24 protein-coding genes are annotated in these 14,442 nt (G+C 35.5%); 6 read left to right on the plus strand and 18 right to left on the minus strand.

What is annotated here, in order from left to right:
- Nucleotides 1–153 precede the first annotated feature (153 nt).
- On the plus strand, nt 154–978 hold the full coding sequence (locus DSQ20_RS05450) for a hypothetical protein (protein ID WP_179364879.1): 825 nt from the start codon (nt 154–156) through the stop codon (nt 976–978).
- Here DSQ20_RS05450 and DSQ20_RS05455 read toward each other — a convergent pair.
- Both DSQ20_RS05455 and DSQ20_RS05460 read right to left on the minus strand, forming a co-directional pair.
- Nucleotides 968–1,222 carry a hypothetical protein gene (locus DSQ20_RS05455; RefSeq protein ID WP_179364880.1) on the minus strand — a complete coding sequence of 85 codons (255 nt, stop codon included), beginning with the start codon at nt 1,220–1,222 and terminating at the stop codon, nt 968–970. The genes DSQ20_RS05450 and DSQ20_RS05455 overlap by 11 nt on opposite strands.
- 82 nt (nt 1,223–1,304) lie before the next feature.
- Nucleotides 1,305–1,457, minus strand: a complete 153-nt coding sequence (locus tag DSQ20_RS05460) for a hypothetical protein (protein WP_007550387.1) — start codon at nt 1,455–1,457, stop codon at nt 1,305–1,307.
- Between the two features lie 36 nt (nt 1,458–1,493).
- On the opposite strand from DSQ20_RS05460, the gene DSQ20_RS05465 reads away from it, so the two are divergent.
- The gene (locus tag DSQ20_RS05465) at nt 1,494–1,811 is read left to right on the plus strand and encodes a hypothetical protein (protein WP_255458143.1); all 318 of its coding nucleotides are present in this window, start codon (nt 1,494–1,496) and stop codon (nt 1,809–1,811) included.
- Between the two features lie 61 nt (nt 1,812–1,872).
- Nucleotides 1,873–2,433, plus strand: coding sequence for a hypothetical protein (locus DSQ20_RS05470; protein ID WP_179364881.1), 561 nt, complete (start codon nt 1,873–1,875; stop codon nt 2,431–2,433).
- Here the strand turns inward: DSQ20_RS05470 and DSQ20_RS05475 are convergent.
- From DSQ20_RS05475 to DSQ20_RS05500, 6 genes are all read right to left on the minus strand, one after another.
- The gene (locus tag DSQ20_RS05475; protein WP_179364882.1) at nt 2,430–2,714 is read right to left on the minus strand and encodes a DUF5615 family PIN-like protein; all 285 of its coding nucleotides are present in this window, start codon (nt 2,712–2,714) and stop codon (nt 2,430–2,432) included. The genes DSQ20_RS05470 and DSQ20_RS05475 overlap by 4 nt on opposite strands.
- 39 nt (nt 2,715–2,753) lie before the next feature.
- Nucleotides 2,754–3,107 carry a hypothetical protein gene (locus DSQ20_RS05480; RefSeq protein ID WP_179364883.1) on the minus strand — a complete coding sequence of 118 codons (354 nt, stop codon included), beginning with the start codon at nt 3,105–3,107 and terminating at the stop codon, nt 2,754–2,756.
- Nucleotides 3,108–3,132: 25 nt separating this feature from the next.
- On the minus strand, nt 3,133–3,507 hold the full coding sequence (locus DSQ20_RS05485; protein ID WP_179364884.1) for a DUF6659 family protein: 375 nt from the start codon (nt 3,505–3,507) through the stop codon (nt 3,133–3,135).
- Between the two features lie 44 nt (nt 3,508–3,551).
- Nucleotides 3,552–4,781, minus strand: coding sequence for a hypothetical protein (locus tag DSQ20_RS05490; RefSeq protein ID WP_179364885.1), 1,230 nt, complete (start codon nt 4,779–4,781; stop codon nt 3,552–3,554).
- A gap of 89 nt (nt 4,782–4,870) precedes the next feature.
- Nucleotides 4,871–6,295 carry a chromosome segregation protein SMC gene (locus DSQ20_RS05495; RefSeq protein WP_179364886.1) on the minus strand — a complete coding sequence of 475 codons (1,425 nt, stop codon included), beginning with the start codon at nt 6,293–6,295 and terminating at the stop codon, nt 4,871–4,873.
- Between the two features lie 80 nt (nt 6,296–6,375).
- On the minus strand, nt 6,376–7,188 hold the full coding sequence (locus DSQ20_RS05500) for a PEFG-CTERM sorting domain-containing protein (protein ID WP_179364887.1): 813 nt from the start codon (nt 7,186–7,188) through the stop codon (nt 6,376–6,378).
- A 117-nt stretch (nt 7,189–7,305) separates the two neighbouring features.
- Here DSQ20_RS05500 and DSQ20_RS05505 point away from each other — a divergent pair, with 117 nt between their 5' ends.
- Complete coding sequence (locus DSQ20_RS05505; protein WP_179364888.1) at nt 7,306–7,563, plus strand: hypothetical protein; 258 nt, start codon at nt 7,306–7,308, stop codon at nt 7,561–7,563.
- 23 nt (nt 7,564–7,586) lie between these two features.
- Here DSQ20_RS05505 and DSQ20_RS05510 read toward each other — a convergent pair whose 3' ends face one another.
- Nucleotides 7,587–7,778 carry a hypothetical protein gene (locus DSQ20_RS05510; protein WP_179364889.1) on the minus strand — a complete coding sequence of 64 codons (192 nt, stop codon included), beginning with the start codon at nt 7,776–7,778 and terminating at the stop codon, nt 7,587–7,589.
- A 114-nt stretch (nt 7,779–7,892) separates the two neighbouring features.
- Here DSQ20_RS05510 and DSQ20_RS05515 point away from each other — a divergent pair, with 114 nt between their 5' ends.
- Nucleotides 7,893–8,318: a hypothetical protein gene (locus DSQ20_RS05515; RefSeq protein WP_179364890.1), complete on the plus strand. Its 426-nt coding sequence runs from the start codon at nt 7,893–7,895 to the stop codon at nt 8,316–8,318.
- Here DSQ20_RS05515 and DSQ20_RS05520 read toward each other — a convergent pair.
- The 8 genes from DSQ20_RS05520 to DSQ20_RS05555 form a co-directional block, all read right to left on the minus strand.
- A complete protein-coding gene (locus DSQ20_RS05520) occupies nt 8,315–8,548 on the minus strand; it encodes a hypothetical protein (protein ID WP_179364891.1) in 234 nt (77 codons plus the stop codon). The genes DSQ20_RS05515 and DSQ20_RS05520 overlap by 4 nt on opposite strands.
- A gap of 31 nt (nt 8,549–8,579) precedes the next feature.
- On the minus strand, nt 8,580–8,822 hold the full coding sequence (locus DSQ20_RS05525; protein WP_179364892.1) for a hypothetical protein: 243 nt from the start codon (nt 8,820–8,822) through the stop codon (nt 8,580–8,582).
- Between the two features lie 44 nt (nt 8,823–8,866).
- Entirely contained in the window at nt 8,867–9,451 is a 585-nt protein-coding gene (locus tag DSQ20_RS05530; RefSeq protein WP_179364893.1) for a hypothetical protein, read from the minus strand.
- 90 nt (nt 9,452–9,541) lie between these two features.
- On the minus strand, nt 9,542–9,925 hold the full coding sequence (locus DSQ20_RS05535; RefSeq protein ID WP_179364894.1) for a nuclear transport factor 2 family protein: 384 nt from the start codon (nt 9,923–9,925) through the stop codon (nt 9,542–9,544).
- 46 nt (nt 9,926–9,971) lie between these two features.
- Nucleotides 9,972–10,202: a hypothetical protein gene (locus DSQ20_RS05540; RefSeq protein ID WP_179364895.1), complete on the minus strand. Its 231-nt coding sequence runs from the start codon at nt 10,200–10,202 to the stop codon at nt 9,972–9,974.
- 52 nt (nt 10,203–10,254) lie between these two features.
- Entirely contained in the window at nt 10,255–10,464 is a 210-nt protein-coding gene (locus DSQ20_RS05545) for a hypothetical protein (protein WP_179364896.1), read from the minus strand.
- Between the two features lie 37 nt (nt 10,465–10,501).
- Entirely contained in the window at nt 10,502–10,705 is a 204-nt protein-coding gene (locus DSQ20_RS05550; RefSeq protein WP_007550369.1) for a hypothetical protein, read from the minus strand.
- A 143-nt stretch (nt 10,706–10,848) separates the two neighbouring features.
- Nucleotides 10,849–11,415, minus strand: a complete 567-nt coding sequence (locus DSQ20_RS05555) for an OsmC family protein (RefSeq protein ID WP_179364897.1) — start codon at nt 11,413–11,415, stop codon at nt 10,849–10,851.
- Nucleotides 11,416–11,506: 91 nt separating this feature from the next.
- On the opposite strand from DSQ20_RS05555, the gene DSQ20_RS05560 reads away from it, so the two are divergent.
- Nucleotides 11,507–12,166: a hypothetical protein gene (locus DSQ20_RS05560; protein WP_179364898.1), complete on the plus strand. Its 660-nt coding sequence runs from the start codon at nt 11,507–11,509 to the stop codon at nt 12,164–12,166.
- Nucleotides 12,167–12,243: 77 nt separating this feature from the next.
- On the opposite strand, the gene DSQ20_RS05565 is transcribed toward DSQ20_RS05560, so the two are convergent.
- Nucleotides 12,244–14,436, minus strand: a complete 2,193-nt coding sequence (locus DSQ20_RS05565; protein ID WP_179364899.1) for an elongation factor EF-2 — start codon at nt 14,434–14,436, stop codon at nt 12,244–12,246.
- Nucleotides 14,437–14,442 lie beyond the last annotated feature (6 nt).

Raw genomic sequence — 14,442 nt, forward strand, 5'->3', positions numbered from 1 at the left:
TTTCTCAGATCCAGATCATAAACAATAAAAACAAAGATACAAAATCAACAAATAACAATTAAAATTCCAACTACGACAAATTCATGCGTAAATTACAGCCAAGATCAATGCAAGCAAGAGAATAGAATTAATTCATAAACAAATTACAAAAAAATGTTGGAAGAGAAATATCCCAGCAGTGGAAAAAAACTAATCGTTTTAGGATTTGCAGTAATGGCGTTCATATTTGTAATTTATTCAAGATACCAAAATCCCGAAGTATTCACACCAGATGCGATGGATGCAATTCAAAGAATAGCATATGGGTTTTATATCATACTGCTTGCAGCGTTTGGAGCAATAGCATATGGGCTGTACATGTATCATAAAGAAAAAGTGCAAAAAAATGGAACTGACATTTTGTCAATAATTGCAATTACCACATGGAATTCCAAATCAAGAAAAATTTTTCTAGTCACATTTATCACATATGGAATTTTCTTTTCTTTGATATCAGGAACACTTGTGTATCAGCCAGAAGTAAATTTCATCACACACTATGGTGCAACCATACCTTCAGGGTTTGTTGCTCCTTGCTGTGATCAATTTGGATACATGCCCAAAGTCATAATATATCTAACAGAGCATGTTGGATTGCAAATTTTACCAATCAACTTGGTGCTTCAACTAGTAGTATCATACTTGGTCGGATTGAACATGTCAATTGCAGTTAGCGCATATACAATATCAAAAAAAGGAAGAGGTGTAAGTACAGTTGGTGCAGCTGCGGGATTGTTCATTGCATGCCCAACATGTGCAGGTACGTTTCTATCAGTATTTGTCGGAACTGCTAGCGGCATTGCACTATCCATTGCATTGTCACAGCTGCAAACATTTTTCATTGCAATATCCATCCCGGTGTTATTTGTAACGCCAATAATAATGGCAAGAAAACTCAGAAACCCAGATGGCAGCTGCAAGATAGATTCTACGAAATAAATTTTTTTACTTCAGGAATTTTATGATTTCCAATGTCGTATCCGTCTCGTCTGAGATACTTTAATGTCAATTTGTAAATTAGTTCGTCATGATCAACTTTTTCCAAAATTTCAGTCCACAGAACTTTACCATTTTTTTCAATATGTTCTTTAAATGATAGATTCATAGACTCGGCAATTTCTCTGCACTCTGCAAAAGTTTTTCCATTTTTGTATGCACGAGTCCTAATATCACATGTGTCCATAATACATTACAGGTGAAATTGTAAATAAACCTGTCATATTGTCGCAATATTCAGATGCATGAAAAATAAATTAAAAAGAAGACTAGTCAGCAATTTTTTCGTTTAGGTAATTTAGTCGCTCATTAAGATTACCTATGTACAGGTGCAAATCTTCTATTCTCTTTTCTAGTCGTTCAATTTTTCTGTCAGTTGATTCCCTTAGGGAATTTAAAACATCATATTCCAATTCTGGCATAACAGTAAGAAATATTTCATAAAGATAAGATTCTGTATGTTTTTCATAGTACACATAGACGCACCATTAACCTCAGGATTTAGAACAACAAATCAAATAGTAGAAAAAATCATCAAAAACATGGGCATAAAGACCACAAATGACTATGTAAAATTTTACATTAACTTGAACATACATGGTAAAGTTAGCCTTTTGAGTTTTATACACAATGAAAAGATGGTACTAAAGCAAAAGATAGAAAACAAAAAACTAGACAAGGAGCCAATCATAAACGGGATTAAAATTTTAGAAGATCTGATTGAAGAGCTAAAAAAAGACGGCGAGTCCAAGATTTTAGAAAAGTACAACAGATGAACCCAGATAGCCACAAGAGACACTTGTACGTTTAAGTGATTGAGTTTGATACAAGAAAAATATGGACTCTGACATTATTAGAACTGAAATTTTACGTGTACTAAATGAGAGCGGAAAGATTCGCGGAACCGAGCTTACAAGCAGAGTGATAAAAAGAGTTGGAAATGAAAAGATGGTTCATCGTGAAATCAGTTTGCTTGTAGAGTCAGGCGAAGTAGAAAGAAAGATGTACAGCAAGTCCCATATTGAATATCAAATAATCAACATATCAGAGACTGTAAACAATCAGCTCAAAGGCGTGCATAAAGAGATCGAGATAATTTTTGAGGACATAAAAGAGTTCAAACAAATAATTGAGCAAAACAAATTAGAGTTTCAAGAAAGACTGCGAACGATAATTCATCTCATCCACATTGTACAGTCAATTGACGGAGTGATGAAACTATTGTCACACTATCCCACATTTAAAAAAGATAGAATGTTCTCACAGATTACAAGAAAGATCAGTGATTGCTGGGAGGGAATGATGGAGATAATTGTGCACCAGCCAGAAGAAGAGTTTCTAAATGAGGTAATAGGAAATCTAAGGATATCCCAGATAGGAACAGAGAGCGTAAACTAGATATTTTTTAATTTGTCAACTACTATCTTGAAAATCTCTTCATTGTCAAGTAGTATGAAAGGCAAATCATTTTCTTCACATGCCTGACCGCTTTCAGTATCGCGTGTAACTAGAATCATGTCGTTTTCCTTTGCATAATTAATCACAGAATAATCGGTACGCAGTTTTAGACCGTCACTGCGAAGCTTCTTTACGCTGTATGCATCGTATCCCAACTTGCGTAGCTTGTCATCCCATCCATCATCCATCTCGTCAATTAAAATTTTGATTGGTTTTGACATGAGTTGCTCTTATCAAATTTCAATATTAGTGTAAATAATCTATCCGTGATAATTCTGAGATATATCGTATAATTTTTCACAAAATAAAACCAACCTGTCAGGCAGGACGCCATCAAACCAGGACAGTTCTTTATTGATACTACTGCCACTAAACGAATTTTTTGGATATGATTTTAGAAACAAAACCTCGTCATCAAATAATTTCTTTAGCTGTTTTTCCCCGTCAACTGTAAACTCGTAATCGCAAGGCATCATGTCAATTTGGACATGATAATTTCCGTTTATCGGATTTATTTTGGCCTTGATAAACGGCTGATTGCTCTGCTGACACTCCCGGTAATGGCGGTCATACTCAAACATCTTTGAATCTATAATGTATTTTTTGAGAGTCATTTAGCAAAATGTGAACGTAATGAAATTAAAGATGAGCTGTGATTTTTTTAATTTTTGTGATGATTCGGATTTTAGTGTTAGTTGGCATTTCAGGCTCCATTGTAAAATATACGATATTTCTTCTAGTATAGGTTACCATCTGTGTTACTTTTTCTCTTTCAACGTGAACGTATCGAACCTTTCCCAAAGTTCGATTAAATTCCTGTCTCATCTTTCTTCTTTGAGCAACCTGTTTGCAAAAATGCTCCTCTTCTTTTTGGGTTTTTAGCGAGGTCTTTCCACTCTTCATGATTGCTTCTCTGATGTTTCCCTTTTGATCAATGATTGCAGCAAATCTCATTTTTGGATCCAAGTTAATCATGGATTCAACGATTTTTAGCAGATTTGGTTTAGCAACCATTACGATGCCAAGTTAGTTTGGCAAATATAAGCTATTGAAGTGTTTTAGATTTTGATAATACCTGAAGTTACTAGAAATGCGATGCTCTTTGCAAACTCTTGATCCGTGATTTCACCATTTACCCAGAATTTTGCATTGTTTTTGACCCATCCTGGAATTTCAGTTACAGGTGAATCAGAGTTAGGCAAAACAGGAATTACAATAATATTTTCTCGTATCATGTATTGCAAGGCATTTTTAAAATCATAATCTGTGATTTGGTTTTTAGACCACCAATCAGCATTGTTTCTGACCCATTGTGGAATTGCAACTGTGTCTTCAATGTTTTCAGATTTGTACATTGGTTTTTCAAGTGTTTCTGCAAGCACGTCAAAAGTTTTTGTTACAATGTTTGGGCCATATACAAACTTGGCAGTAAAAGTTCCAATCTCAGATGTCGTAACATCGTCAAATGTTATTCGGTTCAATGGAGCAATTGGAGAAATAGTTGTGGTGTTTGTCTTTCCAGACGGATATGTTATTGTCAAAACTCCAGAATTTAGTGAAATCTCAGGCACGACTATGTTGATTTCAACTGGGTCTCCAGGATCATAGAGATTTTTGTCACTGCCCATGAAGATGTTGGTCTCTGCGCTTACACTTGAAGCAGTAAATGGAACATCGACTTCTACTGAATAATATTTTGCAACTATGTGATAAGTTCCAGAAGGATTGTGTTTTAGCAAGTTATCCATTGAAAAGACTTCTACGATACTTGCTTGCGATACTTTGGTTTTATACTCCTCAACTAGTTTTGCAGGAGAGCCGTTATCATCTAGAATTTTTACATGCAAGGTTTCAGCTTTTGATGCACTTGGCTCGTAATAGTTTGTAGAAAATTTCATAATTGCTTTATCAAATTTGCCATAGGTGTCTTTGTCAGTAGTGATGTTTACTTCCAATGGTTCAACGAAAACGCCAACTGTTTTTTGAGTGTCTTTGTAATTGTACTGGATTGTCCAATTACCAAACTGATTATCAAATGCCGTTCGAATAATGTTGTGTGTTGCCTTTGATGCTTGCAAGCTTGGAAGAGAGCCAGCAATTACTTTGCCATCAGGTTGAGTTGCAGTCCATTCAACAGAACCGCCAGCATATCCATCAACATCTACAAAAACAGTAATCCAGTCATTAGGACCAAACACTTCCATTTTAGGAGTGCCAGTAATTTCGGAACCGTATGCAACAGGAATTATACTAAACGACAAGAATACCAATGCGACAAATAACTTCATTTTACAAAAGCAATTCAAAATTAGTTTAATTCAAAGAAGTGATTAACATTGGGCGACATGATTGTGAATCTTGATTAGATGCAAACAGTCTAGGCAGAATCTGTATTTTCAGTAGATTTTGCTATTTTAGGCTCAGAATTGGCAGGTTTTGCTTTCTTACTGGGTGCTCTTGTTTTCTTTGCTGGTTTTGATTTTTTGATCTTTTCTTCAACTTTTTTTCGTTCCAGTTTTATTTTTTCCAGTTTCTTTTTTTCAGACGCTAGCTGTTTTACAAGGACGCTTTGCTGCTTTAGTTTTGCCTGTTCTTCTTTTGTCTTTTTGGCAATGTTTTCTTTCTCTTTTGATATTATCTGGTTTATCTTTAGTCGTTCTTTTTGTGCTTTTACCAGATCTTTTTCCTGAGAGACAATTAGTTTTTTTAGTTTTTCACACTCAATTAGTTTACTTTTTTCAAGGTTTACCTGAGATACGATGTCTTCGTATTCTTTTTTGGTCTTTTCCAGATATCCTTGCTTTTCATTTATTTCATGTGCTATTTTGGATTGTTTGAGCAGGTTTGATTTTTGCTCTTCAGCCATTTTAGCAAGCTGAATCTGTTCGTTCTTTATCTGCTTGTCAATCTCTTCTTGTTCTAGTTTTGTCTGGAGAAGCTGCTTCCTTTGAAACTCCAAGTCTATTGCTATCTTTTCTTTATCAACTGAAATTTTTTTCATCAGTTCATTTCTTTCAGACTTTACTTGTTCTAGTTCTGCTTTCTGTAAAATAATTTGCTCAGATATCTTTGTCTGATTTTGAATGCTGAGATGTTCTTCTTTTATTTGAGATTCAAGCAGAGTTTTTTCAAGTAAGACTTGTTTTTCATAATCCTTTCTGTTTAAGATAAGTTGAGATAGTTTTGAGCGTTGCAGTTGGAGTTGGTCGTGTTCTTTTTTCTTTTCTGCAAGTAGTTCTTCTTCGGTTTTTATTTTTTCATATATTCCAGTTAACTCATTTGAATTGCTTTCTGGAGGAGACCAGTCCTTTGGCATCGAGCCTCGTAATTTTTGAACTTGAAGCTTTGCAGGAGGTTTTGCCTCAAAGACGGTCTCTTTTGGAGCAGAATAACGGTTTTTAGAATATTCTAATCTTGTAACGATATTTTCAGGAGGATCCTGTTCATCGAGTTTGCTTTCAAGGTATACTTGATCAGAATGATAAAGCGGTTTGTTTTGATATATCATGTCATAGATGTGCTGCAATCTTCCAGGGTCGCCTGTTTCAGTGCTCATCAGCAATTGAATCTTTGAGAGAACAGGATTGTCGTTTGGTTTTTTCTCATCAATTATTTCAAAGGATACGCTGAGCTTGCTTTCCAAATAATTTTTGTCAGATTGGTAAAGCGGTTTGTTTTGTTTGAAATGTTCTAAAATGTGATAGAGCCTCCCAACATCGCCTTTATTGGTATCTATGAAATATTGAATTTTTTCAATGATTTGTGAATTTGTGAATTGTTGGATATTACCAGTGCTTTCCAATCACTTTTGAGATAGTTTGCTAAAGTATAAAAAAACAGGTAAACAAATTTCACATTTTCATAAATTTAAAATGATTTCGATCAGAGTTTTATTTTAAATCCAGATTTTCGGCTTGCTAGCATGATAATTGTGGTAGCAACTGCAAGTATCACAATTGACATGACTCCAAATTCAGGTACAACAGATGTTCCTATTATTGTGAGCAGTTTTGCATCGTTTGGCAGCAAAACGGTTATTGTGGAGATGTCGCTTTCATTTGTCTCTTCAAAGTCAGTGATCTTTTTTCCATCAATAAAAATCACAAACGGACCATCAATTAGATCAGAAGGCAATTTAATTTTCAGGGTTTCATCGTCGGATTTAGCGTTTCCAACTATCTCAAACGTGATTGATTTTTGGCCCTCGTCAATTGCACTCACAGCAAGAAGTCTGTCAGAAAAATACTCTACGTTAAATGTTGTAGAGCCATCGCCAACTGTCTTTCCAACTTGGGTAATTATTTTGGCCCCATCTGTAACAAATACTGTTCCAGTCATCCAAGGATGAATCAGACAATAGTACGGGAATTGACCCGTTTGGGTAAAAGTAAATTTGTATGATTGTCCAGGTGAGATAAAATTTGAACCGCCAAAGATGCCATCAGGTCCATCCTCGACAGTTCCAGATGTTATAGTATGTTTTGCAGTATCTGCGTTTTGCCATACAACAGTATCTCCAACAAAGATATCAATGTCGCCAGTAGCTAATCCAGATTTTTCATTTTGCCAAAAAAATGGGGCGTCAGGACTTGCAGAACCAGTCGGCATGTTGATGTCATAACTTGTCGCAAAAGCTGCACTGCTAAATGATACAGAAGATATTATCAGAACAAAGATCAAAAGCAGGATATTCATACTAGACAAAAGTTGTTTTTAGTTAAAGGGATTACGGTGTATAAAATTAATCACATTTTTTCAAAAATTTAAAATAAAATGTCGATATTTATTAGATGGAATAAGGTTTAGAATTTAATGAAAAGCGGGACTGCAATCATTATCGCAGGTGGAATTATGATTTTGTTTGGTTTGATATTGTTTTATGGAATGCAAGGCATATCGTCTACAGAACCTGATGAGAAAAAATTCTTTTCTGCAATAAAACATACAGGAACATTTACAGGATTGCTTGGGATAGGTGTATCAATAGCAGGATTCTTACTATACCTTATGAATAGAAAGCCAGCCCCAATCATTGAAGACTATGACGAACCGCCTAACTTACAAGATTAGAATAATTTCCAACTAGAGTTGTTTTAACAGCTAGCCAATATATTTTTGAATTCCTCTACGGGAACAATAAACTTGCACTGTTTGCAAAATAATACTTCTTTGTTTGCCATTTCTTTTATTGCAGTGGGTATTTTTCCACAGTAAAGAGCAGAGCCATTACAGTTAGGACAGCATGCAAGCAATTGGGTCATACCAAATTCATTTTTGATATTCATAATTCATTTACGTGATTCTGATATATTAATAGAAAGAAGAAATCGTACTAGTGCCAATCATCTGAAAATAATCAATTCAAAAATTATAATAGGACTGTGATTTAACTTTAAAAATTGTCAGAGAAGATTTGGCTCGGTGCAATTTATCTCAAAGATGAGGGAGGATACGAAATTATTCTAAGATCATTGAATCATTATAAAAAAAGACTGAAGACTCTTGGAAGAAGTCCGGAGCTAAAGGACTCATCAGCAATGTTTGGCTCACTGCTTCAGCAAGAGGCCATGAAGACAATTCCAAAGATAGATGAGATGACAAAAAAGATCAAAGATGCACTGTCAGATGATATCACTCTAAACTCGCTAAGTGAGGACAGATCATTTCTTGTAAAGGCGCTCTCATGTTACGAATCAGACATCAACAAGGCGCAAAATACAGGACACGAGTATTTTTTAAAACTGGTCGGAGATTTGCCATTTGTAAAAAAAGACCTAGACCTAGTAAAAAACGCACTAGACAAAATCAATCAATTTTCAGACTAGACATTTCCCTGAACATACCAATCAAGGTAAGGCCGAAGAATCTTGCAGAATTTTTTCTTTTCAGCCTCATCAGTCATGCCTAAAACACCATTAATCTTCCCTTTTAGGTAATCTTGGGTAATTTCGCTTTTAAGGCATGGTTGAATCTGGTTTAGAATTTCTATGATTTTATCAGATGAGATATTATCAAAATCATTTAAAATTTCTTTAGCTTGATCTTGCAACGACATTATTCAAACTAGAACAAATCCCATTATTACTTTATTGTTTGTTTTCCAAAATGAGATCGTTGTCATCCCAAGTTAGACGGAATTTTCCAACAACTCGGAATATCTGTATTTTGCCGCCTTTTTTGAATTTTAGTTTGTATGAATTCTGAGACGTGTCATAAATCTCCAGAGAAACGCCATCTGCGATGGTTTCAAAAATTACAGGATTGCTTGATAGTTCTTTCCACTCTGTTGGTTCAAAATCAATATAGAATTTAGTGTAAAGAAGTCCCATTTTCACAGAGGGTTAAACACTCCAGAATAAAAACGAGTCTCAAGTCATTCTACTTCCTGATAGCTTTTAGGCATACTTGAATAAAGATAGCTCATCACTGTAGGAAAAATCGTATCGTGATCTTTATCATTTTGAATTATGTCAAAGACATGATAGATTAATTGTTGGATTTCTAGATGCTCATCACGGTATAGAGTTTTTTTTGGATTTTTGTTTGAATCCAAAAGTGTGAATCCGTTGTCAGTTTGTAGCAGGTTTTTCAGTACAGAATTTGTGATTTTGATCTTTTCGTTTACGTCTTTGTGGCTGTAATCTTCGTCTAGCTTTTTTATGTAGTTTTTAAGATTGTGAAATGCTGTGTTTGTAATTCTTTCAACATGCTGCTGAAATTTTGTAGAATAGTTTGATGTCGGAACATAAAATTTCATGTTTGCTTTTTTTTCTACAAAGATAATCTCTTTGTCAAGTAGTGAATCCCGGGTCTTCTCAAAGGTTGTTTTTGCCATATACTCTGGGACAATCTTCTTTAGCAGAGCATTATGGTGCATCTCAGGGTTATTTTTTATGCATTCAAAAATTATCCTTTCACGCTCATATAATTCTGAGGTAGGCTCAATATGGGTTATCATCACTAGGTCGACCTAGTATACACAGGTCATATATTTATCATTATCTACGAATCAATTATCCATCATAAAGAGAATGATTTGCCAATAGGGTCAAGCAAGAGAATCTTGAATCTTCTTGGTGTCAGTGAATTGTCTGAATTGCGTGATTTTGTTGTCTTTTATTTGGTAAACGTGTGAAAATGGAACATCAAACTTGTTGCCTTTTTTTGAGATGCCCTGATATCTTCCAATGACTATAACGTTATCAGATGCATCCAAAAACTGTTCAGTAACTGCATGAAATTCTGAAAAATTTTTCAGCATGCCAGGAAAATAATCTCCAAAGATTGCTTCTAGTCCGACATATCTTCCACCGTTTGGCATTCCATCCATTGTTATCCACTCTATTTTTTCATCGCAAAATAGAGGATATTTTTCAGTATCCTTATTTTTAAAAGCATCATAGAATTTTTTTATCATCTCAAGATTTGACATGTTGTTTTAGGTTCTCATATTTTCATAAACGTTACGAAAATACAAACTAAATCATGTCTTTGTTTTTAGAGTCTCTTTCTGAAATTAAAAATACCAGTTTCTTATGCAGATCATCCAAGTTACGTTCTAGTCTTCTTAGAGTTTCAGCCAAGGCATCAGAGTTAGACTCTTCAAGTTCTTTGGTTACAGATTCCTTATGTTTCTCAAGTTTCTTGATTCTTTGCTCGGTCTCAAAAATGGCAGTTTGTAATGCCTCTAAATCATTTTCAAAATTCAATTTACTAATTTTTGGAAAATTCTGGACTTAAAGATTTTGCAATTGTTGAAAATTACATTAAATGAACAGATTCAGAAAACATTATCATGATAATTCCAATAGTGACATCGATGATAAAATGAATAATGCCAACAATGAGACAGTTTTTTCCTAATTTTGGATCTTCCTTTTTTACAATAAAGTACGAAACTAGACCTCCAATAATTCCAAAAATAATTGGCAAAACATACCATGCCTTTGATCTTCGTTGCGGTTCACTCAATACGACATGGAATAACGGAATAAACTTAAGGGTTTGGCTAATCAGACTGGATTAACTGGATAAGACGCTCGATGTTTTTGATGTCGTTTAATTCATTATTTAGAAGAGATTCATATCGTCGCATCTCAACTAAAGAGGTGATGTTTCTTAGTGCTTCTTGAAGCTCGGCAATTTTTGTTCTGGTGACATCGGCCCAAGTTGCAAGCATCTCTAATGCTTCCTTTACATCGGCCTCTTTCATATCGAGTATCATATGGGATTCTTTTAGATAAATTTTCTTAGCATTTAGAACTTTAATTCTTCAGAAACACATTCTATCGTTCCCATGATTATCAAGATTTTCTAAAAATGTATAGAGTTTATAAAAAATAAAAATAGTATGGCTTATGCCAAACTAAGATTAATTGGGGTGGCATTGGTGATTGTGTTTGCCACAGGAGAATGTTTTCGGGCAATCTCAATTAGTTTCTGCAATGTTTCTTGCGAAGCATCGGAATCTATCTTGAATTGGACTTGAATGCTTTTGTATCCTGCCTTTACATTCTCATCGATGTTTAGCAGGCCTCTCATGTCAATATCGCCCTCAAGGACAGTTTCGACCTTATTGATCTTGACATTCATTGCAGATGCATAATATACCAATGTGGTTGTAACACATCCTGCAAGTGCAGTCAATGCATATTCCACTGGATTTGCACCCTGATCAGTTCCTAGCAATACAGGTGGCTCGTCTTTTGTAAAGACAAACGGTTTGCTTCGAACATGTGTCTTTCCTGCTCCGTAAAACGCATTTACGGTTGTACGGTTTTGTCCTCCGTTGATCCAGCTATTCCTTGCACAAAAATGGAATTGAGCTAGGTCTGGTTTTTGTGTTAGATCATCAATGGTTTGAGTCAATTTTGAGACATCAACGCCATTGACAATGTTTTTTTGTATTTGTTGTGTATTCATGAATATGATATCATGATATCGTTATAATAACATTATTATTTTTGATATCATGATATCATAATTTATATAGATACAGCCACAAATGATATCATTGACAAAAAACATCATAGTTCGAGGTTTTGACGATGATACTCACACACATCTTGGAAAAAAGGCAGACCAGATGGGAGTTTCAATTAATTCAATAATAAAAGACGCCGTGGAGCAATGGCTAGATAAAAAAATACATGTTCCACATGTACATGATTTGTTAATTTATTCGGATGAAAAATCAATGAATAACTTTCTCAAGTCATTAGACAAGATGACAAACAATACAGAGTGGTTCAGGTCGTTTGCTGCACCACCAAAACATCATGCAGAAAAAGTGTTATCAAAACTTGATTGGCATAATGGAACTGTTAAGCCATACAATCCTCATGGAACTAATGCGTCAAAATATTGCGGTCAAGTAATTCAGAATATTGCTAAAGCATCGACAAAGAAACCAGTTTGCTGTGTTGACTTTGTAATTACAGATATTGCAAATAATTCGTTTGCACATGCAATGGAGCTTGAAAAGACATATGATGAGACAAGATTGCCAGGGTTGATGTTTTGCCCATACAAAGCAAGTGATTTGATGAATTCAGACATTACAGATATGATCAAGTTGTTTTTGATGCACGATAAGATATTTGTTTTAAAAGATGATGATATCTACAAATTACATATTTCAAAAGAAAGCATTCATAAAATTTTTCTGAATTAAAATAAATTAAAGAATTTCCAACAAACTCACATTATAATTTTAGTATCACAAGTTTGTACGTAAGTTGGACTGTCTTTTTATTCTCTATCGATATATTCTTCGATTCCAGGAGGTGTTGGTGCCAATCCTTTTCTCTTTCTGATTTCTGCAATTGCAGTTGCAGCAATAGATTTTGGCAATTCAGTCCATGCCTTAAAGGAAGTATTCCATGTTGCACGTCCTGCTGTTTGTCCTCTCATTGCTTCAGAAAGTGTAAATGTTTCAGATGCTGGGATTTCTCCAACAATAATACTTGCAGCTCCTTTTTGTTGCATGTCAAGTACTTTACCACGTTTACCAGAAAGAACGGTCGCTACGTTTCCTACCAAGTCAGTTGGAACCCTTACCTCAATTGCAAGCATTGGTTCCAGAATTGTAGTTCCTGCAGTAAGTAAAGCTCCCATACATGCACGTCTAGATGCCGGTCCAAGTTGTGAAAGACCACGGTGTGCTGTATCCTCGTGAGGTACAAAGTGAGTAAAGATGAACTTGCAGTCCCTCATCTGCTCTTTGCAGAGTGGACCTTCTTTCATTACTTCTTCAAATCCAGAGTTAATAGAGTCAGTTGACTCTTGAATAAACTGGACACCTTTTGTTCCGTTAATCATTACGTTTCCACGAGGGTCTAGTTTCATAATTCTCTTAATTGTATCAGTATCCCATCCTGCGCCCTTTAGAAGGTCAGCGACTACTTTCTTGTCTTTCATGTCGCTGATTTCACCAGTTCTAAGCATGTGTGCAATTGCTGGCTCCAATGGCTCTACTTTCATGAAAATCTTGTTGTGTCTGTTTGGAGATTTTGACATGATAGGTTCACATGTTCCTTTGACGGTTTCTCTGTAATTGATAAGTGGCTCTGATGTTATGATTTCTACTTTGGCGTCTTGAATTCTATGTGTTGCAACATCAAGGTGTAACACACCCATTCCAGCTACTAGTGTTTCGCCAGATTCTTCATCGATTTTTACTACAAGGTTAGGATCTTCAATTGTTAGTTGTTTGAGAACCTCGACAAGTTTTGGCAAGTCCTTTGGATGTTTTGGTTCTATTGCAACTTGCACGACAGGTTCTGATACATACTTGACTCCTTCAAACATTGGAATTCCTTTGACAGATGAAATTGTATTTCCTGCTCTAGCTTCAGTTAATCCTAATAATGCCGGAATGTTTCCTGCACCAAGCTCACCGACTTGTTCTCTTTGGTTTCCCATGAAAAAGTTTACAGATTGAACTCTGCCTTCTCTTTTTGCATCAATGATGTTTACTGTTTGTCCGTCCTTTATTGTTCCAGAAAACAATCTACCAATTGCAACAGGACCTGCTGCAGGATCCAAGACCATGTTGACGACCATCATGATTGTTGGTCCGTCATCACTGCATGCCAAGAGTGCTTTACCAATATCAGATTCAAGGTCACCTTTCCAAATTTGTGGAATTCTGTACTTTTGAGCAACGTGTGGTGGTGGGACATGCTTTACTACCATTCCCAATACCGCATCAGCCAATGGGGCTCGTGCTACCAAGTCTTCTACTTTTTCATTTTTGTAAGCATCAATGACATCTTTGAATGTGATACCTTTTTCTTTCATGATATCTACGTTAAATGCCCATTTGTCTTTGGCAGAACCAAATGTAACACTGGCATCCTGGATTGATACTTTCCATTTGTCTTTGTATTCAGGTTCAGCATAAGTGTCAACTAGTTGGTTAAAGCTAGACACTACACCTGCAAGTGTCTCTTGCATTTTTTCTGGCGTCAAACGTAATTCTTTGATTAGTCTGTCTACTTTGTTGATAAATAAAACTGGTCTTACTCTTTCTTCAAGTGCCATTCTTGTTACAGTCTCTGTCTGTGTCATAATTCCCTCTACTGCATCACATACTACAGTTGCACCATCGATTGCCCTAAGACTACGAATTACCCTTCCACTGAAATCCACGTGTCCAGGTGTATCGATCATGTTAATGACAAATTCTTTGTCTTTTTGTGTAAAGTGTAAAGTTACGTTTGCTTGGTAAATTGTAATTCCTCTTTCTTGCTCCTCTTTATCAAAGTCCATTGCAAGTGCCTTTCCAGCTGCAGATGGAGCAATAATTCCAGAAGCTGCCAACAAGCTGTCACTCATCGTAGTTTTTCCGTGATCAACGTGAGCGATTACACTAAAGTTTCGAATCTGTTCTTTATTCTTGATGATTCTCAAGACTTCAGTCGTTGACTTGAATTTTGCCATATTCGC

Origin of the sequence: Nitrosarchaeum sp. AC2 (genome assembly GCF_013407385.1) — an archaeon.
In the GTDB taxonomy this organism is placed as follows: Archaea; Thermoproteota; Nitrososphaeria; order Nitrososphaerales; family Nitrosopumilaceae; genus Nitrosarchaeum; species Nitrosarchaeum koreense.